This is a genomic window from Streptomyces collinus Tu 365, from assembly GCF_000444875.1.
GTDB classification, from domain to species: domain Bacteria; phylum Actinomycetota; class Actinomycetes; order Streptomycetales; family Streptomycetaceae; genus Streptomyces; species Streptomyces collinus_A.
In genome coordinates, this window is sequence record NC_021985.1 from 3,503,601 (window position 1) to 3,528,372 (window position 24,772).

Below are 24,772 nucleotides of genomic sequence, written 5' to 3' on the forward strand. Positions count from 1 at the left end.
GGGCCTCGTCATGCGCCGCGTGCGACGGCGTCAGATCTCGTACGTACGGCGCGGAGCGGCCAGGTCCACCGGGCCGTCGAAGACCTCGCGGGCGTCCGCCAGGTTGACGCTCGGGTCGGTCCACGGCGGGATGTGGGTCAGGACCAAGTGGCGGGCGCCCGCGCGGGCCGCCGACTCGCCTGCCTCGCGGCCGTTGAGGTGCAGGTCGGGGATGCTCTCCTTGCCGTGCGTGAAGGCCGCCTCGCACAGGAACAGGTCCGTGTCGCGGGCCAGCTCGTCCAGCGCCTCGCTGACGCCCGTGTCGCCGGAGTACGTCAGGGACTTCCCGCCGTGCTCGATGCGGATCGCGTAGGCCTCCACGGGGTGGCGGACCCGCTCGGTGTGCACCGTGAACGGGCCGATCTCGAACGTGGACGGCTTGACCGTGTGGAAGTCGAAGACCTCGCTCATGGAGGAGGCGGAGGGGGTGTCGGCGTACGCCGTGGTCAGCCGGTGCTCGGTGCCCTCGGGGCCGTAGACGGGGAGGGGATCGCAGCGGCCGCCCTCGTGGCGGTAGTACCGCGCGACGAAGTACCCGAGCATGTCGATGCAGTGGTCGGCGTGCAGATGGCTCAGGAAGATCGCGTCGAGGTCGTAGAGACCGCAGTGGCGCTGCAGCTCACCGAGGGCGCCGTTGCCCATGTCGAGGAGCAGCCGGAAGCCGTCGGCCTCGACGAGGTAGCTCGAGCAGGCCGAATCCGCGGACGGGAACGACCCTGAGCAGCCGACGACGGTGAGCTTCATGAAGCAGAAACCTCCGTTGGCGGGAACCGATGGGCGGGAAAAAGGCAGGGAGCAGGCAGGGGGTTGTGCGGTTTGTCGAGCGTAAGGCGCGAAAGGGCGGGTCGCTCCTCTGCCAGGGGCCGTTGTGGGCGAACTCACCTGTGCTGTCACCGGTTCGGCTGGACCGTGGGCGCATGAAGCTTGCAGAGGGCGCGCGCTGCCGGGCGCGCGCCGGTAACGTCGTCCCCATGGACACGTCCTGGTGGCTCGCGCTCGCGGCGGTGGTGCTGCTCGCGCTGGTCGCCACGCTGGTCGACGGCTGGGGCCGCGGCCGCAGACCCGGCCGGCGGCGGCCGCCCGGTCGCCCCGGCGGCCGTCCCTCCGGCCGTCCCGCGGGCCGGGCGGGTGCCCGGACGGGCCGTCCGAACCCCGGTGACATCTGGTGGGCCCAGGTCCCCTACGAGGACCGCCCGGAGTCCAAGGACCGGCCCTGTCTGGTGCTGGCCGTGCGCGGCAACCGGGCCACGGTCGCGAAGATCACCAGCAAGTACCACGACGAGCGCGCGGGCGTGATCCCGCTGCCGCCGGGCGCGGTGGGCGACGCCCACGGCCGGCCGAGCTTCCTGCAGACCGACGAGCTGCGCGAGGTGGCGGTCGCCGACTTCCGCCGCCGGGTGGGCGTGGTCGACCCGGTCCTGTGGGACCAGGTCAGGCACCTCGCCGACTGACCCCCGCCTACTTCACCCGCACGGTGACCGTCCACTCCTGGATGCCCTTGCAGGAGACCTGGCCGGGGGCCGTGGGCTCGGCGCACAGCGGCCGGGCGGACGTCAGCTTCGCGGTGCCGGGGGCCAGCGCCTGGTAGGCGGCCGTGGCATCGCCCGGCTGGATGACGAAGCCGGAGTTGATCGCGCGCAGGGCGTTGCCGCTGGTCCGCACCGGCTGCCAGGGCCTGGCCCTGGTGCCGTCCAGGGTGAGCCGCAGTTCGCCGCCCTTGGTCACGCAGACGGTGCGGCCGTTGTCGCCCGCGGTGAGTTCCACGTGCGGGGCGCACGCTCCCCCGGCGGACGGCGCGGATGCCGACGGGGACACCTTGCCGCTGTCGCCGCCCCCCTTGTCCCCGCCGCTCTGGGAGCCGCAGGCCGTGAGGAGCACTGCTGCCGCCGCGATGGCGACGGGCGTCGTGCGACGCATGGGTACCGCCTTTCTGCCGTGGCGGGCCGACCGGCCCCCTGACGCAGATGTGACGTACCACGGGCGCCCGTGGATCCCACCCGGCCGCGGACCGGACGGGCGCACTCCGCACCGGTCGGCTCCATCAGCCCGTCGGCCCCGCCGGACCCGGCGGCCTACCGCGGACGCGCGGACGCGGCGGTCCCGCACGCGGGATGCTGCCTTCGCGTGCGGGACCTGGGGTCGTGCGGATCAGCCGGTCGTCAGGGCGGTGTCGTCCACGACGAAGCTGGTCTGGAGGGAGGAGTCCTCGACTCCGCTGAACTTCAGGGTGACCGTCTGACCCGCGAACGAGGACAGGTCGAAGGTCTTCTGCGTGTACCCGGAGGCGGCGTTGACGTTCGAGTACGTCGCCAGGGTGGTCGAGCCGGCGGAGACGGTCAGCTTGTCGTACGCGGTGCTGCCGGTCTCCGCGGTGTCGACGTGCAGGTAGAAGGTGAACGTGGCCTTGCAGCCGGACGGGACGGTCACCGACTGGGACAGCGTGTCGGTGTGCGCGGAGCCGTAGCCGTCGAGCCAGGCCTTGTAGGAGCCGCCGTGGGCCGCCTCACCGGTGTCGGTGGTGATGACACCGGTGCTGGAGGTCCAGCCGGTGCTGCCGGACTCGAAGCCGGGGTTGGCCAGCAGCTGCGCCGAGGTGCAGGTGCCGCCGGAGCCGCCGACCGTCCAGGTGAAGGAGGTGGCGCCGGAGGCGCCGGTGGAGTCGGTCGCGGTGACCGTGACCTGGTAGGTGCCCGCGGTGGACGCGGTGCCGCTGATCAGGCCGGAGGTGCTGTTGACGGACAGGCCGGTGGGCAGGCCCGAGGCGCTGTAGGTCAGGGCGGCGCCCGCGCTGTCACTGGCCTTGATCTGCAGGCTGACCGAGCCGCCGGTGGTGGTGGACTGGCTGCCGGGGTTGGTGACCGTCACCGTGTTGCCGGTGCTGGTGCCGCCGGTGAACGCGGTGGTGCCGTTCGGGGTGCCCCAGCCGGTCGGGCCGTCGTAGCCGGTGCGCGCGGTGCAGAAGTAGGAGGTGGTGCAGGAGCCGTTGCTGCCGCTGGTCACGTCGTACAGGTTGCCGGTGTGCGCGTACGGGTACTTCGCCGGGTAGTCGCCGGAGGCCGGGGTGCCCGCGAGGGCGTAGACGCCGGCGATGATCGGGGCGGAGGCGCTGGTGCCGCCGTAGACCGCCCAGCCGGAGCCGCCGTAGGTGTCGTAGACCGCCACACCGGTGGCCGGGTCGGCGACGGCGGAGACGTCGGCCTCCATGCGCTTGGAGCAGCTGGCGTCGGTCTGCCAGCTCGGCTTGGGGTCGTACGCCGAGCAGCCGGAGCCGGTGCCCTCGGTGGAGCTGGTGTGCCACACCGACTCGCTCCAGCCGCGGGAGTTGGAGGCGGTGCTGAGCGCGGTGCCGCCGACGGCGGTCACGTACTGGGAGGTCGCCGGGTACTCGGCGCCGTAGGCGGAGTCACCGGAGGAGACGGTGATGGCGACGCCCGGGTGCTTGAAGTACTGGGTGTCCTCGCTGGTCTGGGTGGAGGACTCGCTGCCGCCCCAGCTGTTGGAGACGAACTTGGCGCCGAGGGAGACGGCCTCGTTCTCGGCGATGCCGAGGTCGGAGTCGTTCGCGGAGCTCGCCTCGACCAGGACGATGTTGCAGTTCGGGCAGACCGCGCTGACCATGTCGAGGTCGAGGGCCTCCTCGCCCGCCCAGCCGGTGTCGTTGGTGGGCAGCGAGGTGGTCGAGCCGGTCTGGCTGACCTGCTTGAAGCAGCCGTTGGCCTTGGTGCAGGCGGACAGGCCGTAGGTGGAGCGGTAAGTGGCCAGGTCCGACTCGGCGTTGGGGTCGTTGTAGGCGTCGACCACGGCGACCGTCAGGCCGCTGCCCCCGCTGGTGGGCAGGTTGTAGGCGCTGTGCAGGTTGGCCGGTGACAGGCCGGAGGGCGCGGCGGCGGCGAGGGCCGAGGCGAGCCGCTGCCTGATGTCGGTGCGGCGCTGGGCGAAGCAGGACGCGTGCCCCGGTGCGGCGGTGGCGCAGAGGTGGGTCGTGGGGACCTTCTGGCCGGCCTTGCCGGTGGAGTGGAAGATCTGCCGCTGCGGGTCGGTCAGGGCCTTGGCGTTCTGGGTGGCCTTGCCGGTGTGGGGGTGTGCCGCCGTGGTGTGGGCGCCTGCAGTGGGGGCGGCGACGAGACCGGCGACGGTGAGGGCGAGAGCGGGCAGGGCGATGGAGACGAGTCTTCGCAGACTCCGCCTCCGCCCGCTGGGGCGGGACTCACGCATGGGGTACTGCCTCCATGGGGAAGTGGGGATTCTCGCAGTGGTCGGGCAGGCCCGTGACGCGCGTAGCGGCGGCGAACCGCGAGTCATGAGCATGACATTCACAGACGCCCCGTCCGCCGCGCTGAGCGTGACATGACAGGGTGCGCGAGGAACGTAGTCCCGGCCCCGGGGCCACCGGCAGTACCGGAGGGAATTCTTTGCCCCTCCATAGGATGAGGTTGGCCCCCTCATAGGAGGGGGCTGGCACGGGCTTGATGCGGGCCGTTCCCGGCGCCGGGAACGGCCTCGGCCAGGGCCTCAGGCCCAGAGCTGGCCGTGCAGCGTCTCGATGGCCTCCTCGGTGGTGGCGGCCGTGTAGACGCCGGTGGAGAGGTACTTCCAGCCCCCGTCGGCGACGACGAAGACGATGTCGGCGGACTCCCCCGCCTTCACGGCCTTGCGCCCGACCCCGATCGCCGCGTGCAGGGCGGCGCCGGTGGAGACGCCCGCGAAGATGCCCTCCTGCTGGAGGAGTTCCCGGGTGCGGGTGACCGCGTCGGCGGAGCCGACCGAGAAGCGGGTGGTGAGGACGGAGGCGTCGTACAGCTCGGGCACGAACCCCTCGTCGAGGTTGCGCAGACCGTAGACCAGGTCGTCGTAGCGCGGTTCGGCGGCGACGATCTTCACGTCCGGCTTGTGCTCGCGCAGGTAGCGGCCGACGCCCATGAGGGTGCCGGTGGTGCCGAGGCCCGCGACGAAGTGGGTGACGGACGGCAGGTCGGCGAGGATCTCCGGGCCGGTCGTCGCGTAGTGCGCGCCCGCGTTGTCCGGGTTGCCGTACTGGTAGAGCATCACCCAGTCGGGGTGCTCGGCGGACAGCTCCTTGGCGACGCGCACGGCGGTGTTGGAACCGCCGGCGGCCGGGGAGGAGATGATCTCGGCGCCCCACATGCCGAGCAGGTCCCGGCGCTCCTGGGAGGTGTTCTCGGGCATCACGCACACCATGCGGTAGCCCTTGAGCTTGGCGGCCATCGCCAGCGAGATGCCGGTGTTGCCCGAGGTGGGTTCCAGGATCGTGCACCCCGGGGTCAGGCGGCCGTCCTTCTCCGCCTGTTCGATCATGTGCAGGGCCGGGCGGTCCTTGACCGAGCCGGTCGGGTTGCGGTCCTCCAGCTTGGCCCAGATCCGGACCTCGGCGGACGGCGACAGCCGCGGCAGGCGCACCAGAGGGGTGTTGCCCACCGCGGCCAGCGGGGAGTCGTAGCGCATCGCTGCCCAGCGGCCGATCAGGCCATGCCGCCGGCCACGGCCGGCAGGATCGTCACGGTGTCGCCGTCGGACAGCTTGGTGTCGATGCCGTCGACGAAGCGGACGTCCTCGTCGTTCAGGTACACGTTGACGAAGCGGCGCAGCTGGCCGTTGTCCACGATGCGGGCCTGGATGCCCGTGTGGCGGGTCTCGAGGTCGGCGAACAGGTCGGCGAGGGTCTCCCCGGTGCCTTCGACCGCCTTCTGGCCGCCGGTGTAGGTGCGGAGGATGGTGGGGATGCGGACCTCGATGGCCATGGTTGCGGGCTCCTGTCGGGAAGGTTTCGGCGATTCGGTGTGCGCGCGCCCGGGGGTCTCCCCGGACCTCGGGCACCGGGAGAGCGCCGCGGCAGCGGCCGTACGGCGGTGGGGGAACGTCAACAGATGGCGCTGTTCAGCCTGCACAGGTCGACGTGCAGCCGCGCCACGAGCAGGATGCCCGGCGTCTTCTCGCTCACGTCGTTCAGAACCATGGGCTCATCGTATCGATTCCCGGTCCGGCTCCTGGAATGTGATCCCACATACCGGACCGATCGCAGCCAAGGGCTGAGATCAGTACGCCTCCACGACCTTGACCTCCTCCTCGGTGACCTCGCCGTCGAGGATCCGGTAGGAGCGGAACTGGAAGTCGCCGAGCCCGTCGGTGTCCGCGGTGGAGACGAGCACGTAGTGGGCGCCGGGCTCGTTGGCGTAGGAGATGTCCGTGCGGGAGGGGTAGGCCTCGGTCGCCGTGTGGGAGTGGTAGATCACCACCGGCTCCTCGTCGCGGTCGTCCAGCTCCCGGTAGAGCTTCAGCAGATCGCCCGAGTCGAACTCGTAGAAGGTGGGCGACATGGCCGCGTTCAGCATGGGGACGAAGCGCTCGGGGCGGTCCGAGCCGGCCGGGCCCGCGACGACGCCGCACGCCTCGTCGGGGTGGTCCTTGCGGGCGTGGGCGACGATCGCGTCGACGAGTTCCTGGGTGATGGTCAGCATGGTGGCCAGGATAAGCGTGTGGGCCGTCCCGTACCGAGGTGTGGTACGGGACGGCCCACATGCCGGACGTCCTGAGCGGCGGCCTCCGTGGGTGCCACGAGTACCCGCGGCGGCCGGACGTCCTGGGATGGTCTGCGCCGGTGGTCAGCCCACCTTCTCCAGCTCCGGCTCGCGGCGCTCGGTGACCTGCGGGTTGCGGGCCTTCAGGACCGCCCAGCCGATGGCGAGGGCGGCGGCCCAGCCGGCCATCACGTAGAGGCAGATGCGGGACTCGGCATCGATCGCGATCAGGCCGGTGACGAAGAGCAGGAACACGATGGCGATCCAGCTGCACACCGCTCCGCCCGGCGCCGGGAAGGAGGAGGCCGGCAGCCGGCCCGCGTCGACCGCGCGGCGGTAGAGGACGTGGCTGACCAGGATCATGAGCCAGGTCCAGATGCCGGCCGCGGTGGCGACGGAGGTGACGTAGCCGAACGCCTTCTCCGGCACGATGTAGTTGAGGACCACGCCGATCGCCATGAAGGCGACGGAGACGGTGATGCCGAGCGCGGGGGTCTTCGAGGCGGACAGCCGGCTGAAGACGCGCGGCGCCTCGCCGTTGTCGGCCAGGGTGCGCAGCATGCGGCCCGTGGAGTACATGCCGGAGTTGCAGGAGGACAGGGCCGCGGTCAGCACCACGAAGTTGACGATGCCGGCGCCGGCCGGGATGCCGATCACGGCGAACGCCTTCACGAAGGGACTGACGCCCGCCGCGAACTCGGTCCACTTCACCACGCACAGGATGACGGTGAGGGCGCCGACGTAGAACAGCGCGATGCGCCAGGGCAGGGTGTTGATCGCCTTCGGGAGGGTCTTCTCCGGGTTCTCGGACTCGCCGGCGGTGACGCCGACCAGCTCGACCGCGAGGTAGGCGAACATGACGCCCTGCAGGGTCATCAGGGACGAGCCGATGCCCTTGGGGAAGAAGCCGTCGAACTGCCAGAGGTTGGCCACGTGGGCCGTGTCACCGGCGGCGCTGAAGCCGAAGGTCAGCACACCGATGCCGATCACGATCATGCCGATCAGCGCGGTGACCTTGACCATGGAGAACCAGAACTCGATCTCACCGAAGAGCTTCACCGAGATCAGGTTGGCCACGAACAGGACGACCAGGAAGACCAGCGCGGTCACCCACTGGGGGACGGCCGGGAACCAGTAGTTCACGTAGATGGCCGCGGCCGTCAGCTCGGCCATGCCGGTGACCACCCACATCAGCCAGTACGTCCAGCCGGTGAAGTAGCCGAAGAACGGGCCGAGGAACTCCCGGGAGTACTCCGCGAAGGAGCCCGAGACCGGGCGGTAGAGCAGCAGCTCGCCGAGCGCCCGCATGATGAAGAAGATGATCACGCCCGCGAGGGCGTACATCAGGATGAGGCTGGGTCCGGCCTTGGCGATGTTCGCCCCGGCTCCCAGGAACAAGCCGACGCCGACGGCGCCGCCGATCGCGATCATCTGGACCTGACGGCTGCCGAGCCCGCGCTCGTACCCCTCCTCAGGGGCAGTGGTGACCTTCTTCTCGGAGGTCATGTGTGGTGCGCCTTTCTCCATGCCGAACCGGGCCTTCAGTCGGCCTCGGATCGGGTTTCGATCCCCCCGGATTGATGGAGCTGGGCGGGTTTCGCGGACCCGCCCGTGCCTGGCCGGCGGTCGCCGGCTCGGTGGCGCACCCGGCCGAACATGGGTGGTGTTCGCCGGGCGGTCGTGAAGATTTATCACGGCCGCCATACTGATCACCGAAGCACGATGTGGCGCACACCACAGGAAGAACCGGACAAAGAGCGCTCGAATGCGGCAAAACAGGCCGCAACGGTGACGGGATCGTTATCCGGATTTGAGCGTCCTCTGAGCGGACGCTCAAAAGGGGCGATATCCGCAGCGACTACGACATGAGGGTCGTGACGAGCGTCTCCTGGAGACCGCCGAGCCAGAGGTACGCCAGCACCATCGGCTTGCGCGGGTCCTCGTCGGGGAGCCGGTAGAGCAGATCGGTGTCGTCCTCGTCGGTGATCTCCAGCCGGGCACCGATCGCCAGGCGCAGGTCGTTGAGGGCACCGAGCCAGCACCGGGACTCCGCGGGGGCCAGCTTGAGGATCGCGCCGCCCTCGTCCACCGGCGCGAGCGCGTCCAGCGAGCGGATGACCACGAGGGCGTTCTCCCGCTTGCCGGCCCGCAGGTCGTTCTCGGTGTAGCGGCGGAACTCGGAGGAGTGCGCCCGCCGCTCCTCGGCCTCGGCCGCGGTGCCGGGCGCCTGCTCCGGGTCGACGTAGGCGTCCGGGAAGAGCCTCCTGAGCACGGGGTCGGCGGGCGGCTCGCTCGGCCCCTCGGCGAACAGCTCGGCGAGCGGGTCCTCGGGGGCGTCGCCGCCCGGGCCGGGGCCGATCAGCTCCAGGAGCTGGACGGCCAGCGACCGGATGATGGAGATCTCGACGTCGTCGAGGGCGACGGCCGCGCCGCCACCGGGGATCGGTTCGAAGTGTCCGGGCATCTGACGGGTTCGCTACTTCCGGTCCTGCTGGAGGGTGGCCCACAGACCGTAGCCGTGCATCGCCTGCACGTCGCGTTCCATCTCCTCGCGACTGCCGCTGGAGACGACCGCCCGGCCCTTGTGGTGGACGTCGAGCATGAGCTTGGTGGCCTTGTCCTTCGTGTACCCGAAGTACGACTGGAAGACGTACGTCACGTAGCTCATGAGGTTGACCGGGTCGTTGTGGACGATCGTGACCCAGGGGACGTCGGGCTCGGGTACGGCGAAGACCTCCTCCGCCGACTCGGTGCGTTCGATCTCTACGGGCGCGGGTGACGTCACACAGCCATGCTGCCACGCGGCCCAGAAATCGTCACACTGACGAAATGGGGGTAGCATGCTTGCCATGAACACAGCGGACCTTGGGCTGCCGGTGGACGTCCCGTCGACGGCGCTCTTCACGGACCAGTACGAGCTGACGATGCTGCAGGCCGCCCTCAAGGGCGGTACGGCCGAGCGGCGCAGCGTGTTCGAGGTCTTCACCCGGCGGCTGCCGGAGGGGCGCCGCTACGGGGTGGTGGCCGGCACCGGGCGCGTCCTGGACGCGGTGGAGAACTTCCGCTTCGACGAGCCCGTGCTGGCCTTCCTGCACGGGCGGGGCATCGTCGACGACGAGACCCGCGACTGGCTCGCCGACTACCGCTTCACCGGTGACGTCTGGGGCTACCCGGAGGGCGAGGTGTACTTCCCCGGCTCCCCGATCATGCGGGTCGAGGGCTCGTTCGCCGAGTGCGTGCTGCTGGAGACCGTGATCCTCTCGATCCTCAACCACGACTCCGCGATCGCGGCCGCCGCCTCCCGCATGGCCTCGGCGGCCGGTGACCGCCCGCTGATCGAGATGGGCGCCCGCCGCACCCACGAACTGGCCGCCGTGGCCGCCTCGCGAGCCGCCTACGTCGGCGGCTTCGCCACCACCTCCGACCTCGCGGCCGGCTTCCGGTACGGCATCCCCACCGTCGGCACCTCCGCGCACGCCTTCACCCTGCTGCACGACCGCGAGCGGGACGCCTTCCAGGCCCAGGTGGACTCCCTGGGCAGGGGGACCACGCTGCTGGTGGACACCTACGACGTCGCCGAGGCGGTCCGCACGGCGGTGGAGGTGGCCGGGCCCGAGCTGGGCGCGGTGCGCATCGACTCCGGGGACCTGCTGCTGGTGGCCCACCGGGTGCGCCAGCAGCTCGACGAGCTGGGCGCGACCGGCACGAAGATCGTCGTCACCTCCGACCTGGACGAGTACGCCATCGCCTCGCTCGCCGCGGCGCCGGTGGACGCGTACGGCGTCGGCACCCAGCTGGTGACCGGCTCCGGGCACCCGACCTGCTCGATGGTCTACAAGCTGGTCGCCCGCGCCGGGTCCGCCGACCCGCAGGCACCGCTGGTGCCCGTCGCCAAGAAGTCCAGCGGGGGCAAGTCCTCGGTCGGCGGGCGCAAGTGGGCGGCCCGGCGGCTGGACGAGGACGGGGTGGCCGAGGCCGAGGTCGTCGGCACCGGGCCGGTGCCGGACGCGCTGGCCGACCGGCAGCTGCTGGTGCCGCTGGTCAAGGGGGGCGCGGTGGTGGCGCGCGAACCGCTCGACGCGCCCCGCGAGCGGCACATCGCCGCGCGGGCCAATCTGCCGCTGTCGGCGACCCAGCTCTCCCGCGGCGAACCCGTCCTGCCGACGGAGTACGTCCGGGGGCGCGCGGACGGCTGACCGCGTCCGCCGTCCGCCCCGCCGACGCCCCCTCCCGCGGAGGCCGGAAAGTCTCTAGGCTCAGTTACTTAACTCACAGTCGAAGGACAGCCAGCATGCGCCGCGCCTTGATCGTCGTAGACGTGCAGAACGACTTCTGCGAGGGAGGCAGCCTCGCGGTGTCCGGCGGTGCCGACGTGGCCGCCGCCATCACCGAGCTGATCGGCCAGGCGGGCGGCGCCGGATACCGCCACGTCGTCGCCACCCGTGACCACCACATCGCACCCGGTGGGCACTTCGCGGACAACCCGGACTTCGTCCGCTCCTGGCCCGCGCACTGCGTCGCGGGCACGGAGGGCGTCGGCTTCCACCCGAACTTCGCCCCGGCCGTCGCCTCCGGTTCGGTGGACGCGGTGTTCGACAAGGGTGCCTACTCGGCGGCCTACAGCGGCTTCGAGGGCACCGACGAGAACGGGGCGAGCCTGGCCGAGTGGCTGCGCGAGCGCCAGATCGACGAGGTCGACGTGGTCGGCATAGCGACGGACCACTGCGTGCGCGCCACGGCCCTGGACGCCGCCCGGGAGGGCTTCCGGACACAGGTCCTGCTGGACCTGACGGCCGGCGTGGCCCCCGAGACGACCGAGCGGGCCCTGGAGGAGCTGCGCGAGGCCGGGGTGGAGCTCACCGGCAAGCCGGTGGTCAGCGGCTAGGAACCGGTCCGGAGCCGTTCGGAAGCCGGGCTCCGGGGCCCGGTCCGGACGCCGGGTCCAGCAGGACCTGCGCCCGGGACGGCCCGGTGCCTGGCCGAGCCTCCGAGACGGCCCAGGTACCTAGGGCCTGGCCACCGCCGTTCCGCGCAGGAGGGCGCGGATCGGGTGCCACAGTTCGGTGGCGATGACGCCGTTGTCCGGCGCGGTGCGCCATATCAGGCCGTCCGGGTGGTGCAGGACCGCCGTGATCTCGTCCGGGCTGGGCGGCGCCGCGTTGCCCCGCAGGTAGACCGCGCGCAGGCCCAGGTTGCGCAGCCGGGTCAGGGCGCGGGCGCGGTTCTGCGCGAGCACCAGGACCCTGACCCGGGCGGTGCCCCCGTCGGTGCCTCCGGCGGGGCCGAGGCCGGGCAGGTTGAGCGCCACCACCACCGAGCCGTTCGGCAGCTTGCAGAAGCCTCCTGCGGCCATGCGGTCACATCCCCGTTCCGGTCGGTGTCAATAAGCGAGTCACAGGACGCACCTAAACACGATCGGCGGCGACCCGCCAGGGGGTCACCGCCGATACGCTTCTGACCTGCGGAGATATCCGCTACTTCACCGCGCGGCCGACCTCGAGCTCGAGGGTCGAGCCGTCCTTCGCCTGCTTGATGATCTTGATGGTGGTGTTGGTGTCAGTGACCTTGACGCCACCGGCCGGGTTCGTCTTGTCGTAGTAGGTGCTGGTGTGGTCGTTGAAGAGCGACACACCCTTCTGCGACTTGATCTTGGTGACCTTGTCCGCCTTGTGCAGGGTGAGGCCGTCCGTGGCGTCCAGGCTGAACGGCGAGTCGTAGGCCTGCATGCGGTTGCGCAGCAGCGTGCCGTCGGCCCACTTCAGCGCCTTCGGGTGCGCGTCGATCGGGAGGATCAGACCGGTGCCCGGGTGACCGTTGGTGGCGTTCGTGTTGTCGTCCGCCTGGGAGGTGTCCCACTTCCAGATCAGCAGGCCGTTCTGGTACGGGTAGTGCTCGACCCAGTCCGGACGGCTGGCGAAGCCGAAGTTGTACGGGCCGACCTTGAGGGTCTTGTCGTACGACACGTACTGGCGGTTCTCGGCGAGGTAGTACTGCGCGTACTCCTTGGTGAAGGACGCGCCGATGCGGGAGAAGCCGGACGCGGTCCAGGCGGCGTCCGCGCTCTCGGCGTTGTCCGAGAAGAGCGGCGTGCCGTCGGCCGTCACCGTGATCTCGTCGGCCGCGAAGCCCTTCAGGGCCACACCACCGTCGGTCTGGTAGCGGAAGCGCAGGTCGATCTTCTTGCCCGCGTAGGCGTCGAGCGGGTACGACAGCTTCTTGTAGGCGTCGACCGAACCGGTCAGGCCCGGCTTGCCGGAGCCGTCACGCGGGATGGCCTGGCCGTCCACCGTGCCGTCCAGGGCGGTCCAGTTGGCGCCGCCGTCGGTCGACACCTCGGCGTAGAGGAAGTCGTAGTCCTTCTCGATGTCGTACCAGCCGTCGAGGGTGAGGGCGGCCGACGTCTTGCCGGTGAGGTCCACCGAACGGGTCAGCGTGTTCTTGAGGTTGTCACCGCTGCCGCTCCACCACTGGGTGGAACCCTGCGCCGGGGTGACGATCTGGGTCTTCACGGCCTTCTTCGGCAGCGTGACGACCAGCGCCTGGCGGTACTTGGTGTTGTACTCGGCGACACCGAGCTTGTGCCAGGAGGAGACGCCGGCCTTGGCGGAGTCGTAGTTCAGCCAGCCCAGCTGCAGCTTGTCCCAGGCGTTCATGTCCCCGGGCAGGTCGCCGATGGCCTCCTTGCCGGTGCCGAGCCAGGAACCGGAGGACATCAGGGTCCAGAAGCCGGTGGAGTTGTCGCCGCCCGCGGTGTCGTACTCGTCCGGCAGACCGAGGTCGTGGCCGTACTCGTGGGCGTAGACGCCGAGGCCGCCGTTCTCCGGCTGAATGGTGTAGTCGCCGACCCAGACACCGGTGTCGCCGACCTGCGCGCCGCCGAGCTTGTTCTCGGCCGGGCCGGTGGCGCCGGCGTCGGTGCCGAAGGCGTACCAGCGGTGGGCCCAGATCGCGTCGGTGCCCTGGGCCCCGCCGCCGGCGGACTCGTCCTCACCGGCGTGCACGATCTGGAAGTGGTCGACGTAGCCGTCGGGCTCGTTGAAGTTGCCGTCGCCGTCGTAGTCGTAGCGGTCCCACTGGTCGTACTTGGCCAGGTCCGCCTTGATGTCGGCGTCGGACTTGCCGGCCGCCTTCTGCTGGGCGACCCACGCCTTCAGACCGTCGCTGACGACGTTCCACACGCTCGGGCAGTTGGTCTGGCCGCACGCGTTGTTGCCGTAACGGGCCTCGTTGTAGGGGACCTTGACCCAGTCGGTGACCTCACCGGAGACCGAGTAGCGGCCCGAGGACTGCTTCTCGTAGTACTTCTTCAGCGACTCGGTCTTCTTGCCGGTGCCGAAGTACAGGTCCTGGTAGTGCTTCTGGTTGTAGTCCTTCTGCCAGGCCGTCGAGTTGTCCTTCTTGCGGTCCGGCGCGGCGATCTTGTTGTGCCGCGGGCCCGCCGTGCCGCCGAACTTCGGGTCCGTCTGGTCCCCGAACTCCACCAGGATGGTGAAGATCTTGTCGGTCTTCTCGCGGCTCAGCTCGACGTACTTGCTGTCGCCCTTCTTGCTCTTGAGCTGGACGACCTTGGAGCCGTTGCGGTCCCTGGCCTTCACCTTGCCCGCTATGAGCTGGTTCAGGGCCTCCTGACGCTGGGCCTTCTGCGTCTTGCTCATCGGGCCGTCGAGGTCGTGGCCCTGCTGCTTCACCGGAGCCGGGTCGTGCCGGTTCGCGGCGGCCGGCGGGGCGGTGGTGCTGGCCTCCGCCACCGCGAAGGTCGCGAAGGTGGCGGAAGCCGCCGCAAGGGCCACGCCGATCGCCGTGGCTCTGAACGTCCAGGTTCTGCTGGTCACTTGATGAGTTCCTCCCCCGCGCCGCGCGCTCGGACAGGGGACCCCGATGTTGGTTGGGTCCGCGCGCGCACGATCAACGCGTTGTAATCAAGTGACGACATTTGACTAGAGGTTTAGAAGAAAAGACAGATCTTGACTTGAGCAGGACAAGTGCGTTATGCGGAGACGACGTTCGTTTTACGAACGTCCGGCCGACCCCCGGCGGGCGCGTGCCGCCGTCCAGTTGGCGGGACACATGACTCCGTGCGCCCCCTGTGCACCGGCACCGTGGGTTAGGTCACGCTTACCAAGCGTCGGGTTCGGGCATGCACGCGAATAGAGTCCACTGGCACCCTCCCGACATCCAGGCAACCAGCTTCCGAGGACACGATTGCCATGCCTCGTCCGACCCCCGCACAGCTCGCCTACGGTTCCTGCACCGTGATCTTCTCGACGCTCGCCATGCTGCTGCTGTCGCAGACGAGTTCGGGCCTCGGGATCGCCGTCATCGCCCTGGCCGCGCTCGCCCTGGGTCTGCTGGTGGCCATGACGGTCCCGCTGCCCCGGACGCGGGCCGCCGAGACCGCTGCCCAGGGCGCCCGCGAGCAGGAACGCGTGCCCACGGCGCTCTGACCCCCGCGGCCGGCACGTACGAGAGCGGCGGTTCCGTGACCGTTCCGGAACCGCCGCTCTCGTACCCGCCGGTCGTCAACGGGTGCTGACCACCACCGTCTTGGCCGCCTTGTCGTGCAGTCCCTGCTTGTACGGCCGGTCGAAGAAGCTCCAGCCGCCGCAGATCGCCGTCCAGACGCAGGCGCAGCAGAAGGCGAACGGCAGCCACAGCACCAGGGCCCGGTTCAGCGAGGTCTGGGTGGCCGGGGTGGAGCCGTTGTCGAGGTTGGCCACCCGCATCTTGAGCAGCTTCTTGCCGAGGGTCTGCCCCGTCCTGGCGATCAGGAAGGTGTCGTAGGCGACGTAGCAGACCGCGGCGATGACGGACTGCCCGACGGAGCGGGCCACCTCGCTCCCGGTGCCGTTGACGGTGTACGCGCGGACGCCGAACACCAGGGTGAGCAGCCACACGACGATCCCGACGAGGATCATGTCGATGATGCGCGCGAGGGTCCGCCTGCCGCTGTCGGCGAGTGGCGGCATGCCGGCGAGGGGGTCGGCGGGGTAGCCCTGCCCCCCGGCACCGTAGGGGCCGCCGCCGTAGGGACCACCGCCCCCGTAGGGACCGCCGCCGGGTGGCGGGGGCTGCGCGCCCCCGTAGGGCGGGGGCTGCCAGCCGCCGGGCGGGGGCTCCTGTCCGCCGCCGGGGGGCGGGGCGCCCGGGGGTGGCGGCTGACCACCGGGCGGCGGGGGCTGCCGGTCGCCGTACGGAGCGTCGTACGGCGAGCCCGACCCCTGCTCCGACGGGGGCCTCTTCCTGAACGGGTCGTCCTCCGGAGGCTGCTCTCCGGAGCCGGGGGGCGGTTCGCTGCTCATGGCCCGAGTGCACCGCGAACCGCCCTCCCCCGCATCCGGCGGGCGGCCGTACGGGGGACGGGCTCGCCCGCTCAGTCGGCGACGAAGGTGTGGGCCGCCTTGTCGTGCCAGCACTGGCGCCAGGGCCGGTCGAACACGCACCACAGCACGCCGACGACGCCGATGCCGAGCAGGCCGGGGACGCTGTAGACCAGCCAGCGGCGCAGGGCGGCGCCGAACCCCGGGGGCTCGTGCGCCTCGATGTCCCGCACCTCGAGACCGCACAGCTTCTTGCCCAGCGTGCGGCCCCACCTGGCCGTGGGCAGCACCTCGTAGAGGACGCCGAAGACCAGCAGGACGCCGAGCACGACGGCGAGCGAGGTGCCGGTCGTGCCGTCGATCAGCCACACGGTGACGGTGCGGCCGGACAGCTTCGCCTCGTCGATCTTCCGCTGGACGTGGTCGACCGCCCGGGTGCCGAGCGGGACCGCGGCGGCGGCGGTGACGGCGCCGATGACCAGGCTGTCGACCAGACGGGCGGCCAGCCGCTTGCCCAGACCGGCCGGACGGGCCGCGGCCTGCCGGCGGGCGGCCGCCTGGAACACGTCCTCGACGGGCGGCTTCCAGGGCGCCACGGGCTGCTCGTCCGCGCCCCCGGCCAGCCGGTGCACCTGCTGCGCCCAGGAACTCTGGCCGCCGCCGGGGCCCGAGGTCAGCGGGGTGCCGGGCGCCGGTACCTGCTGCGGGCCGCCCTGCCTGCCACCCTGCTGCCCGCCCTGCGGCGGCGGCGTCTGCTGCGGTACCGCGGGGGCCACGGCCGAGGGCGCTGCCTGGGGTGTCTGCGCGGCGGCGGCCCGAGCGGCGGCCGCCTTCCCGGCCCCGAAACCGGGGCCCGCAGCCGCCGGGGACTGCCCCGGGACCCCGACCGGGCCCTGCGCGCCGGGACCGGCCGCTCCCGGGCCGCCCGGTGCCGCCCCGGCGGGTGCCGCCCCGCCCGGGCCCTGGGCGGCGAAACCACCGGCGCCGGCCGGTGCGGACGGCTGCCCGCCCGGTGCCGCCGCGCCCGCCTCGCCGCCCGCCCGGCCCTGCCCCGGTGCCGGGCCGAAGGGCGGCGCGGAGTCGTCCCTGACGGCCGCGGGGCCCGGGACCGGACGGCGGAAGATGAACGTGCCCCCGGGGTCGGGGCCGTCGTCGTCCGTGGGCGGGATCGAGGCGGTGCCGTCGGTGCGGGCCGCGTGGCCGGCCGGCTGGGCCGGGCCCTGCGCGGCGGCCCTCGGATCGGCGCCGAATCCGGGCCGCTCGTACGGTCCGTGCGGTGCGTGCTGTCCGAGCCGCGCGTCGCCCTGGTCGCCCCACCCGGACGCCTGACCGCCCGCGCCCGCACCCGGCCCGGGGTCCTCGTCGAAGAAGTGCGGGCCCGTCTCCTCGACGGGCGGGGCCGCGGGGCGGGCGCCGGGCGGCGGGCTGAGCGGGCTGCCGTCCGCGGGCGCCGGCCGGCTGGTGCCCGGCACCCAGGAGGCGCCGTTCCAGTACCGCACGTACCCGGGGATGGAGGGGTCCGGGTAGTAGCCCTCACGGGGCCTGTCGTCACCGGGGGCCGGGGTTGGGGCGCTCATGTCCGTCGTCCCGTATCTGCTCGGGGGTGGGATGGGAGCCTCCACATCTATCAGACCGGGGCATGCCACACCGCCAGTCCCGCCGTACCCACCCCTTTCCGGGCGACGCCGTGCCTCCGCTCCCCCGGTCCGAGCCGAAGAACTTCCCGGAACCCGCGTAATGGCAGCGCCTTCGCCGCCTCTCTCCGGGTACCGGCCCACTCAGGGCGGCCCCGGCAGGAAGGAAACACAGATCATGGATCACACCGTGGTGGAGCGGGAGCTGGAGCTGAAGCTCGTTCTGTCCCCCGAGCGCAGCGTGCCGGTGCCGGCCCGGCTGGGCTACCGCTCCGACGACCCCTACGCCGTCCACGTCGCCTTCCACATCGACTCCGAGCACCCCGTCGACTGGACGTTCGCCCGGGAACTGCTGGTGGAGGGGGTGTTCCGGCCGTGCGGGCACGGCGATGTGCGGGTGTGGCCGACCAAGGTCGACGGACGCGGCGTCGTGCTGATGGCGCTGAGTTCCCCCGACGGGGACGCCCTGCTGGAGGCACCGGCCGCCCAGGTGTCGGCCTGGCTGGAGCGGACGCTGCGCGCGGTGCCCCCGGGCAGCGAGGCCGGGCGGCTGGGCCTGGACGGCGCCCTCGACGAGCTGTTCGCCCGGTGAGCGCCCCCTCAGGGGGGTCAGAACAGCTTGCCGGGGTTGAGGATGCCGAGCGGGTCGAAGACCTGCTTCACCGCGCGCTGCATCTCCACGCCGACCGGACCGATCTCCCGGGCCAGCCACTCCTTCTTCAGCACGCCGACGCCGTGTTCGCCGGTGATGGTGCCGCCGAGTTCCAGGCCGAGGGCCATGATCTCGTCGAAGGACTCGCGGGCCCGCCGGGACTCGTCCGGGTCGGCGGCGTCGAAGCAGACGGTGGGGTGGGTGTTGCCGTCCCCGGCGTGCGCGCAGACGCCGATGGTGAGGTCGTACTTCCCGGCGATCCGCTCGACCCCTTCGAGCATCGCGCCGAGCCGGGAGCGCGGCACGCACACGTCGTCGATCATCGTCGTGCCCTTCACCGCCTCCAGCGCGGTCAGCGAGAGCCGCCGGGCCTGGAGCAGCAGGTCGGACTCGGCGGCGTCCTCGGCCGGTACCACCTGGGTGGCGCCCGCCGCCTCGCACACCGCGCCGACGGCGGCCAGGTCGGCGGCGGGGTCGGGGGTGTCGAAGGCGGCCAGCAGCAGCGCCTCGGTGGTCTCCGGGAGACCCATGTGGGCGAGGTCGTTGACCGCCTTGACGGTCGTACGGTCCATCAGTTCGAGGAGGGACGGGACGTGACCGCCCTCCATGATCCGGCACACGGCGTCGCAGGCGGCGGCCGCCGAGGCGAACTCGGCGGCCAGGACGAGCTGGCGAGGCGGCTTCGGCCGCAGCGCCAGGACCGCCCGCACGACGATGCCGAGCGAACCCTCGGAGCCGACGAAGAGCCTGGTCAGGTCGTAGCCCGCCACGCCCTTCGCGGTGCGCCGCCCGGTGGACATCAGACGGCCGTCGGCGAGGACGACGTCCAGGCCCAGCACGTACTCGGCGGTCACGCCGTACTTCACGCAGCACAGCCCGCCCGAGGCCGTGCCGATGTTCCCTCCGATGGTGCACATCTCCCAACTGGAGGGGTCCGGCGGGTAGTAGAGGCCGTGTTCCTCCACCGCGCGGGAGAGGGCCGCGTTGATCACGCCCGGTTCGACCACCGCGATCCGGTCCACCGGGCTGATCTCCAGGATGCGGTCCATCTTCGTCAGGGACAGCACGATGCAGCCCTCGGTGGCGTTGGCGCCGCCGGACAGGCCCGTGCGGGCCCCCTGCGGGACCACCGGGACGCGCAGCTCACTGGCGGTGCGCATCACGTGCTGGACCTGTTCGACGGTGCGCGGCAGCACGACCACGGCCGGGGCCCCGGCCGGGCAGAAGCTGGCCATGTCGTTGGCGTAGGAGGTGGTGACGTCGGGGTCGACGAGGACGGCCTCGACGGGCAGGCCGGCCAGGAGCCGGTCGGTGAGGTTACCGGGTGCCACAGCATCGGTGTCGCGATGCGCTTCGATACGGCTCATGATCACAGCGTGTCACTCGGGGCCATCGGTGTGAACCCCGTCCGTGCCGTCCTTGGGCCACCCGGGCGGGCCCGTCACGCTGGCGCACAGTGAGCGGTATGGAGATCCGACAGTACGGCCCCTCCGCTCCCGGCACGTCCCCGGCGGCCGGGCCGCCGCCGCGCCGCGGGCGCCGGTGGCCGCTCGGTGTGCTGGCCGTCGCGCTCGCGGGCGGGGCGGCGGCGGGCGCGGTGCTGGCGACGGTCCCGGACGAGCCGGAGCGCCGGGCGGTGCCGCCGCCGCCCGCCGCGGGCCCCCGGACCCAGCCGCAGGCGCTGGCGCTGGCGCTGGCCGCGCTGACCTCGGGGGTGCCGGCCGCGCTGCCCGACCTGACGGCGCTGATCGGGCAGCAGGAGGGCCGGGTACGGGCGCGTCCCCAGGACGCCCGTGCCTGGGCGGTGCTGGGGACGGCGTACGTGGAGCGCGGGCGGGTGAGCGCCGACCCCGCGAACTACCCGAAGGCGGAGCGGGCGCTGACGACGTCCATCCAGGTGCGCGCCGGCGGCAACGCCGAGGCGCTGGGCGGGCTGGCCGCGCTGGCCAACGCCCGCCGCGACTTCGCGGCGGCGAAACGGTACGGCGAGCAGGCGCTGAAGCTGACGCCGAAGCGGTGGACGGCGTATCCGCCGCTGATCGACGCCTACACGGGGCTCGGTGACTACAAGGCGGCCCGGGGCGCCCTGGACAAGCTGCTGGCGCTGCGGCCGGGGGTGGCCGCCCGGCCCGCCGTGATGGCCCGGGCGTCGGCGGTGTACCGGGACCGGGGCTGGCGCGAGGACGCCGTGGCCCAGCTGACGGACGCGGCGTCGACCGCCCGGACACCCCCCGAGCAGGGCGCCTATCTGACCGGGGTGGGGCAGCTCGCCTGGGAGCGCGGCGACCGGGAGGACGCGCTGCGGCACTTCGAGGCGGCCGTACGGGTCGATCCCGGCCGGTGGGCGGCGCTGGCCGGGAAGGGCCGGGCGCTGGCCGCGCTGGGTCGCGCCGACGAGGCGCTGACCGCCTACCGGGCGGCGCTCGCCGGGCAGCCGGACCCCCGGGTCACCCTGGAACTGGGCGAGCTGTACGAGTCGCTGGGCCGGTTCTCCTCCGCGCGCGAGCAGTACGAGCTGATGCGGGAGCGGGTGGAGCGGTCGGTCGACGGCGGGGTGGACGAGGAGCTGCTGATCGGCCAGTACGAGGCGGACCACGGCGACGCGCAGGACGCGGTGGTGCGGCTGGAGGAGGAGTGGCGCCGCCAGCCGGGGATCGAGGTGGCCGACGCGCTCGGCTGGGCGCTGCACCGGGCCGGTGACGACCAGGAGGCGCTGAAGTACGCCTCGATCGCCACGGACAAGGCGAAGGGCGGCGGGGTGCGCAGTGCGCTGTACGCCTTCCACCTGGGCATGATCGAGCGCGAGACGGACCGGCCGGGTCCGGCCCGGCGCCATCTGCAGGAGGCGCTGCGGATCAACCCGTACTTCTCGCCGCTGCGGGCTCCCGAGGCCCGGGCTGCGCTGCGGGAGCTGGGGGACGTGCCCGACGAGCCGCTGCCCGGCGCGGACGACTAGGTCGTGCCGTGCACCCGGGTCTCAGGGCCCGGGTTTGCAGTACAGGGAGAACCGGCGCGCTCCGGGCTCGCCGGAGGCGAGGCCCAGGTACAGGCGGGGGCCGCCGGTGCGCGTGACCGCCAGGCCCTCGGGCTCGCGGTGACTCAGGGTGTGGCCCGCTCCGGTGCGGTGGGCGGCCAGCAGGGCGCCGGTGCGGATGTCGAGGCAGGACAGGTACGCGTTGCCGTGGCGGGCGGGCGGGTTGGTCCGGGCGTCGTAGGCGCTGCCGGCGAGCTGGTAGAGGTGGTCGCCGTGCAGCGCGTAGCCCTGGAAGGGGACCGCCGGGTCGGGGTGGGCGCCGGTCTGCGGGAAGTCGGCGAGCGGGTTCGCGTAGTCGCGGGCGACGAAGGCGGCGAGGTCCCAGACGCGGTAGCGCGGGACGTTCCGCACGCGGTAGCGGATCGCCAGGCGGCGGGTGGCCGCGCAGAGCGTGGGCTGGTTGTTGCGGGATCCCTCGACGGGGTGGCGGACCTTGACGTCGCGGGTGGTGCGGGTGGCGCCGGCGGCGAACCGGAACCGGGTGACGCCCCGGCCGAAGCCGTGCAGGGCGTCGGCCTCGGTCCAGATCCAGACCGTGCCGTCGGGGTCGTTCTGCACGCCCATGCTGACGCCGTGCCCGAACCCCTTGAGGTACATGTGGCCGAGCCGCCGGCCCTCCATGTCCAGGCGGTTCAAACACAGGTCACCGTCCGCCAGGCCGCCCCGGGCGACCTGGAGGACGTAGAGGTGGCGGTGCACCTCGTCGAACGCGAAGGACTGGAGGACCGTGGGCTCCCGGAGCGTCGCCCGCTCCCGCAGCCGGCACACGGCCGGCGCGGCGAGGTCGATGTGCTCCGCCACGGTCCCCCCTCGCGCCGGGCGGGACCCCGGGTCCTACAGGTTGCCCCGCTTCTCCTGCTCGCGCTCGATGGCCTCGAAGAGCGCCTTGAAGTTGCCCTTGCCGAAGCCCATCGAGCCGTGCCGCTCGATCAGTTCGAAGAACACGGTCGGCCGGTCCTGGACCGGCTTGGTGAAGATCTGCAGAAGGTACCCGTCCTCGTCACGGTCCGCCAGGATCCTCAGTTCCCGGAGAGTCTCGATCGGCACCCGGGTGTCGCCGACCCACTCGCCGAGGGTGTCGTAGTACGAGTCGGGGGTGCTGAGGAACTCGACGCCGGCCGCGCGCATGGTGCGCACCGTCTGCACGATGTCGTTGGTGGCCAGCGCGATGTGCTGGACGCCGGGGCCGCCGTAGAACTCCAGGTACTCGTCGATCTGGGACTTCTTCTTGGCGATCGCGGGCTCGTTGAGCGGGAACTTCACCTTGAGGGTGCCGTCCGCGACGACCTTCGACATCAGCGCGCTGTACTCGGTGGCGATGTCGTCGCCCACGAACTCCTTCATGTTCGTGAAGCCCATGACGTTGTTGTAGAACGCCACCCACTCGTCCATCTTGCCGAGTTCGACGTTGCCGACGCAGTGGTCGATCGCCTGGAAGGTACGGCGGGCGGGCGCCTCGACGATCGGCTGCGCGGCGACGTAACCGGGCAGGTAGGGGCCGTCGTAGCCGCTGCGCTCGACCAGGGTGTGGCGGGTCTCGCCGTAGGTGGCGATGGCGGCGAGGACGACGGTGCCGTGCTCGTCCTTCACCTCGTACGGCTCGGCCACCGAGGAGGCGCCGTGCTCGATGGCGTAGGCGTAGGCGGCGCGGGCGTCCGGGACCTCGATGGCCAGGTCGATGACGCCGTCGCCGTGCTCGGCCACGTGCTGGGCGACGAAGTGGCCCCAGGGGGTGGACGGCTTGATGACCGAGGTGAGGACGAAGCGGGCGGAGCCGTTCTCGAGCACGTAGCTGGCGGTCTCGCGGCTGCCGTTCTCCGGTCCGGAGTAGGCGACCAGCTTCATGCCGAAGGCGCTGGAGTAGTAGTGCGCCGCCTGCTTGGCGTTGCCCACGGCGAAGACGACCGCGTCCATTCCCTTGACCGGGAAGGGGTCGGCCTGCCGGGCGGTCGCGTCGGGAGTGAGGTGTGTGGTCTGCGTCATGTCGGAAGGGTGGCCCCGGTCTGCAAGGTGCGCAATAGTTTGCGTGTTCACTGGGCAATGTGTTCAGCGGTAGGGCCGCACCGGCGGTCTTTCTGTACAGGATGACCACCCCGGAGAGGAGGCGGGCGGGACCGTGGCGATCGATCGTCTGGACGGGCGGATCATCGTGCTGCTGGCCCGGGAGCCGCGCATCGGCGTGCTGGAGATGTCGCGGCGGCTGGGGGTGGCCCGGGGGACGGTCCAGGCGCGGCTCGACCGGCTCCAGTCGAACGGGGTGATCCGCGGTTTCGGCCCGCAGGTGGACCCGGCGGCCCTCGGCTACCCGGTCACGGCGTTCGCCACGCTCCAGATCAGGCAGGGCCAGGGGGCGGACGTCCGGGCCCACCTGGCGACGGTGCCCGAGGTGCTGGAGCTGCTGACGACCACCGGCAGCGGGGACATGCTGTGCCGGCTGGTGGCGCGCTCGAACGCCGATCTGCAGCGGGTGATCGACCTGGTCGTCGGCTTCGAGGGCATCGTCCGGGCGTCCACCGCGATCGTGATGGAGAACCCGGTCCCGCTGCGGGTCATCCCGCTGGTGGAACAGGCCGCCGGGGACGCGGCGGAGGGGGCCTGAGCGGGCACTGATCTGCCCCGCGCGCACGGCGTCGTCGTTGCCCTTAACGTCGCCTAGCAGCTGGGAACCGGGCCCTTACCCTTCTCCAGCGCCCGCAGTGCGTCGACCGCGCCGTTCAACGTGGTCACCGGGACCAGCCGCAGCCCCTTCGGCAGCTCGGACCTGGCATCGGCGCACTCGGCCTTCGGCACCAGGAAGACGGTGGCACCGTCCCGCCGCGCGGCCTGGGTCTTCAGGGCCACCCCGCCCACCGCGCCGACCTTGCCGGCGGCGTCGATGGTGCCCGTACCGGCGATGTCACGGCCCCCGGTGAGGTCACCGCCGCTGCCGTCGCCGTCCAGCTTGTCGATGATCCCCAGGGTGAACAGCAGCCCCGCGCTCGGGCCGCCCACGTCGGCGAGCTTCAGCCTGACCTTGACCTTGTCGGCGCTCAGGTGCAGGTACTTCAGCGCCGCCTGGGTCGCCGCGTCCTGCGACTGCTGCATCTGCTCGGCGTTGTGCTTCTCGATCTCCTTGACGCTGTTGCCGCTCGGGTAGACGGCGTCGCGCGGCATCACGGCACGGTCCGGGCGGAACCAGTTGTCGAAGACGTCCCCGAGCGAGACCCGGGCGTCCGGGCCGGTCGCCACGATGGTCACCATCCGCAGCTGACCGCTGGTCGTCCGGGTCGGCGCCCCGGAGACGGTGATCACCGGCGTGCCCTGGTGCTTGCCCAGCACGTCCGCCGTCAGCCCGGGCTGCGCCAGCGAGAACGGCAGCGGCGCGAACACGGCCGTGGCGAGCAGCGCGACGACGGGCAGGGCGCAGACGGCGACGGCCTGGGAACGCGTGAGACGTGAGAGCACGGAATCAATCTACGTGACGGCCGACCGCCTCCCGAGCGGCGCAGGCGTCCCGCCCCTGGGTGTGCGCATGCGGCACACGGGAGGGGGCCGGGCGGCACCCGGGGCGGGCCTGCCGG

At 71.9% G+C, this 24,772-nt stretch carries 25 protein-coding genes; 7 read left to right on the plus strand and 18 right to left on the minus strand.

Going from position 1 to position 24,772, the window contains the following annotated elements; all coding sequences use genetic code 11:
- Nucleotides 1–30 precede the first annotated feature (30 nt).
- Nucleotides 31–783: an MBL fold metallo-hydrolase gene (locus tag B446_RS15175; protein WP_020940327.1), complete on the minus strand. Its 753-nt coding sequence runs from the start codon at nt 781–783 to the stop codon at nt 31–33.
- 227 nt (nt 784–1,010) lie between these two features.
- Here B446_RS15175 and B446_RS15180 point away from each other — a divergent pair, with 227 nt between their 5' ends.
- Nucleotides 1,011–1,490, plus strand: a complete 480-nt coding sequence (locus tag B446_RS15180; RefSeq protein ID WP_020940328.1) for a type II toxin-antitoxin system PemK/MazF family toxin — start codon at nt 1,011–1,013, stop codon at nt 1,488–1,490.
- A 7-nt stretch (nt 1,491–1,497) separates the two neighbouring features.
- Here B446_RS15180 and B446_RS15185 read toward each other — a convergent pair whose 3' ends face one another.
- The 9 genes from B446_RS15185 to clpS all read right to left on the minus strand — a co-directional run bounded on the left by B446_RS15185 (nt 1,498) and on the right by clpS (nt 9,417).
- Complete coding sequence (locus B446_RS15185; RefSeq protein WP_020940329.1) at nt 1,498–1,956, minus strand: hypothetical protein; 459 nt, start codon at nt 1,954–1,956, stop codon at nt 1,498–1,500.
- A gap of 231 nt (nt 1,957–2,187) precedes the next feature.
- Nucleotides 2,188–4,254 carry a putative Ig domain-containing protein gene (locus tag B446_RS15190; protein WP_020940330.1) on the minus strand — a complete coding sequence of 689 codons (2,067 nt, stop codon included), beginning with the start codon at nt 4,252–4,254 and terminating at the stop codon, nt 2,188–2,190.
- A 297-nt stretch (nt 4,255–4,551) separates the two neighbouring features.
- Nucleotides 4,552–5,502, minus strand: a complete 951-nt coding sequence (locus tag B446_RS15195) for a PLP-dependent cysteine synthase family protein (RefSeq protein WP_020940331.1) — start codon at nt 5,500–5,502, stop codon at nt 4,552–4,554.
- A gap of 17 nt (nt 5,503–5,519) precedes the next feature.
- Nucleotides 5,520–5,798 carry a MoaD/ThiS family protein gene (locus B446_RS15200; protein WP_020940332.1) on the minus strand — a complete coding sequence of 93 codons (279 nt, stop codon included), beginning with the start codon at nt 5,796–5,798 and terminating at the stop codon, nt 5,520–5,522.
- Nucleotides 5,799–5,917: 119 nt separating this feature from the next.
- A complete protein-coding gene (locus B446_RS40950) occupies nt 5,918–6,013 on the minus strand; it encodes a putative leader peptide (RefSeq protein WP_020940333.1) in 96 nt (31 codons plus the stop codon).
- A gap of 79 nt (nt 6,014–6,092) precedes the next feature.
- On the minus strand, nt 6,093–6,515 hold the full coding sequence (locus B446_RS15205) for a Mov34/MPN/PAD-1 family protein (RefSeq protein ID WP_020940334.1): 423 nt from the start codon (nt 6,513–6,515) through the stop codon (nt 6,093–6,095).
- A gap of 144 nt (nt 6,516–6,659) precedes the next feature.
- Entirely contained in the window at nt 6,660–8,081 is a 1,422-nt protein-coding gene (locus B446_RS15210; protein ID WP_020940335.1) for an amino acid permease, read from the minus strand.
- A 352-nt stretch (nt 8,082–8,433) separates the two neighbouring features.
- A complete protein-coding gene (locus B446_RS15215; RefSeq protein ID WP_020940336.1) occupies nt 8,434–9,039 on the minus strand; it encodes a DUF2017 domain-containing protein in 606 nt (201 codons plus the stop codon).
- A gap of 12 nt (nt 9,040–9,051) precedes the next feature.
- Nucleotides 9,052–9,417 carry an ATP-dependent Clp protease adapter ClpS gene (gene clpS, locus B446_RS15220; RefSeq protein ID WP_052352286.1) on the minus strand — a complete coding sequence of 122 codons (366 nt, stop codon included), beginning with the start codon at nt 9,415–9,417 and terminating at the stop codon, nt 9,052–9,054.
- Between the two features lie 7 nt (nt 9,418–9,424).
- On the opposite strand from clpS, the gene B446_RS15225 reads away from it, so the two are divergent.
- Nucleotides 9,425–10,771, plus strand: coding sequence for a nicotinate phosphoribosyltransferase (locus B446_RS15225; RefSeq protein ID WP_020940338.1), 1,347 nt, complete (start codon nt 9,425–9,427; stop codon nt 10,769–10,771).
- Between the two features lie 95 nt (nt 10,772–10,866).
- Complete coding sequence (locus B446_RS15230) at nt 10,867–11,460, plus strand: nicotinamidase (RefSeq protein WP_020940339.1); 594 nt, start codon at nt 10,867–10,869, stop codon at nt 11,458–11,460.
- Between the two features lie 120 nt (nt 11,461–11,580).
- Here the strand turns inward: B446_RS15230 and B446_RS15235 are convergent, their stop codons facing one another.
- Nucleotides 11,581–11,928 carry a hypothetical protein gene (locus B446_RS15235; protein ID WP_020940340.1) on the minus strand — a complete coding sequence of 116 codons (348 nt, stop codon included), beginning with the start codon at nt 11,926–11,928 and terminating at the stop codon, nt 11,581–11,583.
- 121 nt (nt 11,929–12,049) lie between these two features.
- Entirely contained in the window at nt 12,050–14,407 is a 2,358-nt protein-coding gene (locus tag B446_RS15240; RefSeq protein ID WP_020940341.1) for an immune inhibitor A domain-containing protein, read from the minus strand.
- Between the two features lie 375 nt (nt 14,408–14,782).
- Between B446_RS15240 and B446_RS15245 the strand changes: the two genes are divergently transcribed.
- The gene (locus tag B446_RS15245) at nt 14,783–15,019 is read left to right on the plus strand and encodes a hypothetical protein (RefSeq protein WP_020940342.1); all 237 of its coding nucleotides are present in this window, start codon (nt 14,783–14,785) and stop codon (nt 15,017–15,019) included.
- A gap of 75 nt (nt 15,020–15,094) precedes the next feature.
- On the opposite strand, the gene B446_RS15250 is transcribed toward B446_RS15245, so the two are convergent.
- The gene (locus B446_RS15250; RefSeq protein WP_020940343.1) at nt 15,095–15,874 is read right to left on the minus strand and encodes an RDD family protein; all 780 of its coding nucleotides are present in this window, start codon (nt 15,872–15,874) and stop codon (nt 15,095–15,097) included.
- Nucleotides 15,875–15,945: 71 nt separating this feature from the next.
- Entirely contained in the window at nt 15,946–17,469 is a 1,524-nt protein-coding gene (locus tag B446_RS15255; protein WP_020940344.1) for an RDD family protein, read from the minus strand.
- Between the two features lie 235 nt (nt 17,470–17,704).
- On the opposite strand from B446_RS15255, the gene B446_RS15260 reads away from it, so the two are divergent.
- Nucleotides 17,705–18,118, plus strand: coding sequence for an SsgA family sporulation/cell division regulator (locus tag B446_RS15260; protein ID WP_020940345.1), 414 nt, complete (start codon nt 17,705–17,707; stop codon nt 18,116–18,118).
- Between the two features lie 17 nt (nt 18,119–18,135).
- On the opposite strand, the gene B446_RS15265 is transcribed toward B446_RS15260, so the two are convergent.
- Entirely contained in the window at nt 18,136–19,551 is a 1,416-nt protein-coding gene (locus B446_RS15265) for an FAD-binding oxidoreductase (protein ID WP_043475652.1), read from the minus strand.
- A gap of 92 nt (nt 19,552–19,643) precedes the next feature.
- Here B446_RS15265 and B446_RS15270 point away from each other — a divergent pair, with 92 nt between their 5' ends.
- Complete coding sequence (locus B446_RS15270) at nt 19,644–21,134, plus strand: tetratricopeptide repeat protein (protein ID WP_020940347.1); 1,491 nt, start codon at nt 19,644–19,646, stop codon at nt 21,132–21,134.
- A 21-nt stretch (nt 21,135–21,155) separates the two neighbouring features.
- On the opposite strand, the gene B446_RS15275 is transcribed toward B446_RS15270, so the two are convergent.
- Complete coding sequence (locus B446_RS15275; protein ID WP_020940348.1) at nt 21,156–22,013, minus strand: teichoic acid biosynthesis protein C; 858 nt, start codon at nt 22,011–22,013, stop codon at nt 21,156–21,158.
- A gap of 33 nt (nt 22,014–22,046) precedes the next feature.
- Nucleotides 22,047–23,195: a 4-hydroxyphenylpyruvate dioxygenase gene (gene hppD / locus B446_RS15280; protein ID WP_020940349.1), complete on the minus strand. Its 1,149-nt coding sequence runs from the start codon at nt 23,193–23,195 to the stop codon at nt 22,047–22,049.
- A gap of 133 nt (nt 23,196–23,328) precedes the next feature.
- On the opposite strand from hppD, the gene B446_RS15285 reads away from it, so the two are divergent.
- The gene (locus tag B446_RS15285; RefSeq protein WP_020940350.1) at nt 23,329–23,811 is read left to right on the plus strand and encodes an Lrp/AsnC family transcriptional regulator; all 483 of its coding nucleotides are present in this window, start codon (nt 23,329–23,331) and stop codon (nt 23,809–23,811) included.
- A gap of 53 nt (nt 23,812–23,864) precedes the next feature.
- Here B446_RS15285 and B446_RS15290 read toward each other — a convergent pair whose 3' ends face one another.
- Nucleotides 23,865–24,656 carry a PDZ domain-containing protein gene (locus B446_RS15290; RefSeq protein WP_020940351.1) on the minus strand — a complete coding sequence of 264 codons (792 nt, stop codon included), beginning with the start codon at nt 24,654–24,656 and terminating at the stop codon, nt 23,865–23,867.
- Between the last annotated feature and the right edge of the window lie 116 nt (nt 24,657–24,772).

Excerpts from the sequence above, each read along its gene's own strand:
- B446_RS15175 (WP_020940327.1), bottom strand. The coding sequence starts at position 783 with ATGAAGCTCACCGTCGTCGGCTGCTCAGGGTCGTTCCCGTCCGCGGAT.
- B446_RS15180 (WP_020940328.1), top strand. The coding sequence starts at position 1,011 with ATGGACACGTCCTGGTGGCTCGCGCTCGCGGCGGTGGTGCTGCTCGCG.
- B446_RS15185 (WP_020940329.1), bottom strand. The coding sequence starts at position 1,956 with ATGCGTCGCACGACGCCCGTCGCCATCGCGGCGGCAGCAGTGCTCCTC.
- B446_RS15190 (WP_020940330.1), bottom strand. The coding sequence starts at position 4,254 with ATGCGTGAGTCCCGCCCCAGCGGGCGGAGGCGGAGTCTGCGAAGACTC.
- B446_RS15195 (WP_020940331.1), bottom strand. The coding sequence starts at position 5,502 with ATGCGCTACGACTCCCCGCTGGCCGCGGTGGGCAACACCCCTCTGGTG.
- B446_RS15200 (WP_020940332.1), bottom strand. The coding sequence starts at position 5,798 with ATGGCCATCGAGGTCCGCATCCCCACCATCCTCCGCACCTACACCGGC.
- B446_RS40950 (WP_020940333.1), bottom strand. The coding sequence starts at position 6,013 with ATGGTTCTGAACGACGTGAGCGAGAAGACGCCGGGCATCCTGCTCGTG.
- B446_RS15205 (WP_020940334.1), bottom strand. The coding sequence starts at position 6,515 with ATGCTGACCATCACCCAGGAACTCGTCGACGCGATCGTCGCCCACGCC.
- B446_RS15210 (WP_020940335.1), bottom strand. The coding sequence starts at position 8,081 with ATGACCTCCGAGAAGAAGGTCACCACTGCCCCTGAGGAGGGGTACGAG.
- B446_RS15215 (WP_020940336.1), bottom strand. The coding sequence starts at position 9,039 with ATGCCCGGACACTTCGAACCGATCCCCGGTGGCGGCGCGGCCGTCGCC.
- clpS (WP_052352286.1), bottom strand. The coding sequence starts at position 9,417 with ATGCTACCCCCATTTCGTCAGTGTGACGATTTCTGGGCCGCGTGGCAG.
- B446_RS15225 (WP_020940338.1), top strand. The coding sequence starts at position 9,425 with ATGAACACAGCGGACCTTGGGCTGCCGGTGGACGTCCCGTCGACGGCG.
- B446_RS15230 (WP_020940339.1), top strand. The coding sequence starts at position 10,867 with ATGCGCCGCGCCTTGATCGTCGTAGACGTGCAGAACGACTTCTGCGAG.
- B446_RS15235 (WP_020940340.1), bottom strand. The coding sequence starts at position 11,928 with ATGGCCGCAGGAGGCTTCTGCAAGCTGCCGAACGGCTCGGTGGTGGTG.
- B446_RS15245 (WP_020940342.1), top strand. The coding sequence starts at position 14,783 with ATGCCTCGTCCGACCCCCGCACAGCTCGCCTACGGTTCCTGCACCGTG.
- B446_RS15250 (WP_020940343.1), bottom strand. The coding sequence starts at position 15,874 with ATGAGCAGCGAACCGCCCCCCGGCTCCGGAGAGCAGCCTCCGGAGGAC.
- B446_RS15255 (WP_020940344.1), bottom strand. The coding sequence starts at position 17,469 with ATGAGCGCCCCAACCCCGGCCCCCGGTGACGACAGGCCCCGTGAGGGC.
- B446_RS15260 (WP_020940345.1), top strand. The coding sequence starts at position 17,705 with ATGGATCACACCGTGGTGGAGCGGGAGCTGGAGCTGAAGCTCGTTCTG.
- B446_RS15270 (WP_020940347.1), top strand. The coding sequence starts at position 19,644 with ATGGAGATCCGACAGTACGGCCCCTCCGCTCCCGGCACGTCCCCGGCG.
- hppD (WP_020940349.1), bottom strand. The coding sequence starts at position 23,195 with ATGACGCAGACCACACACCTCACTCCCGACGCGACCGCCCGGCAGGCC.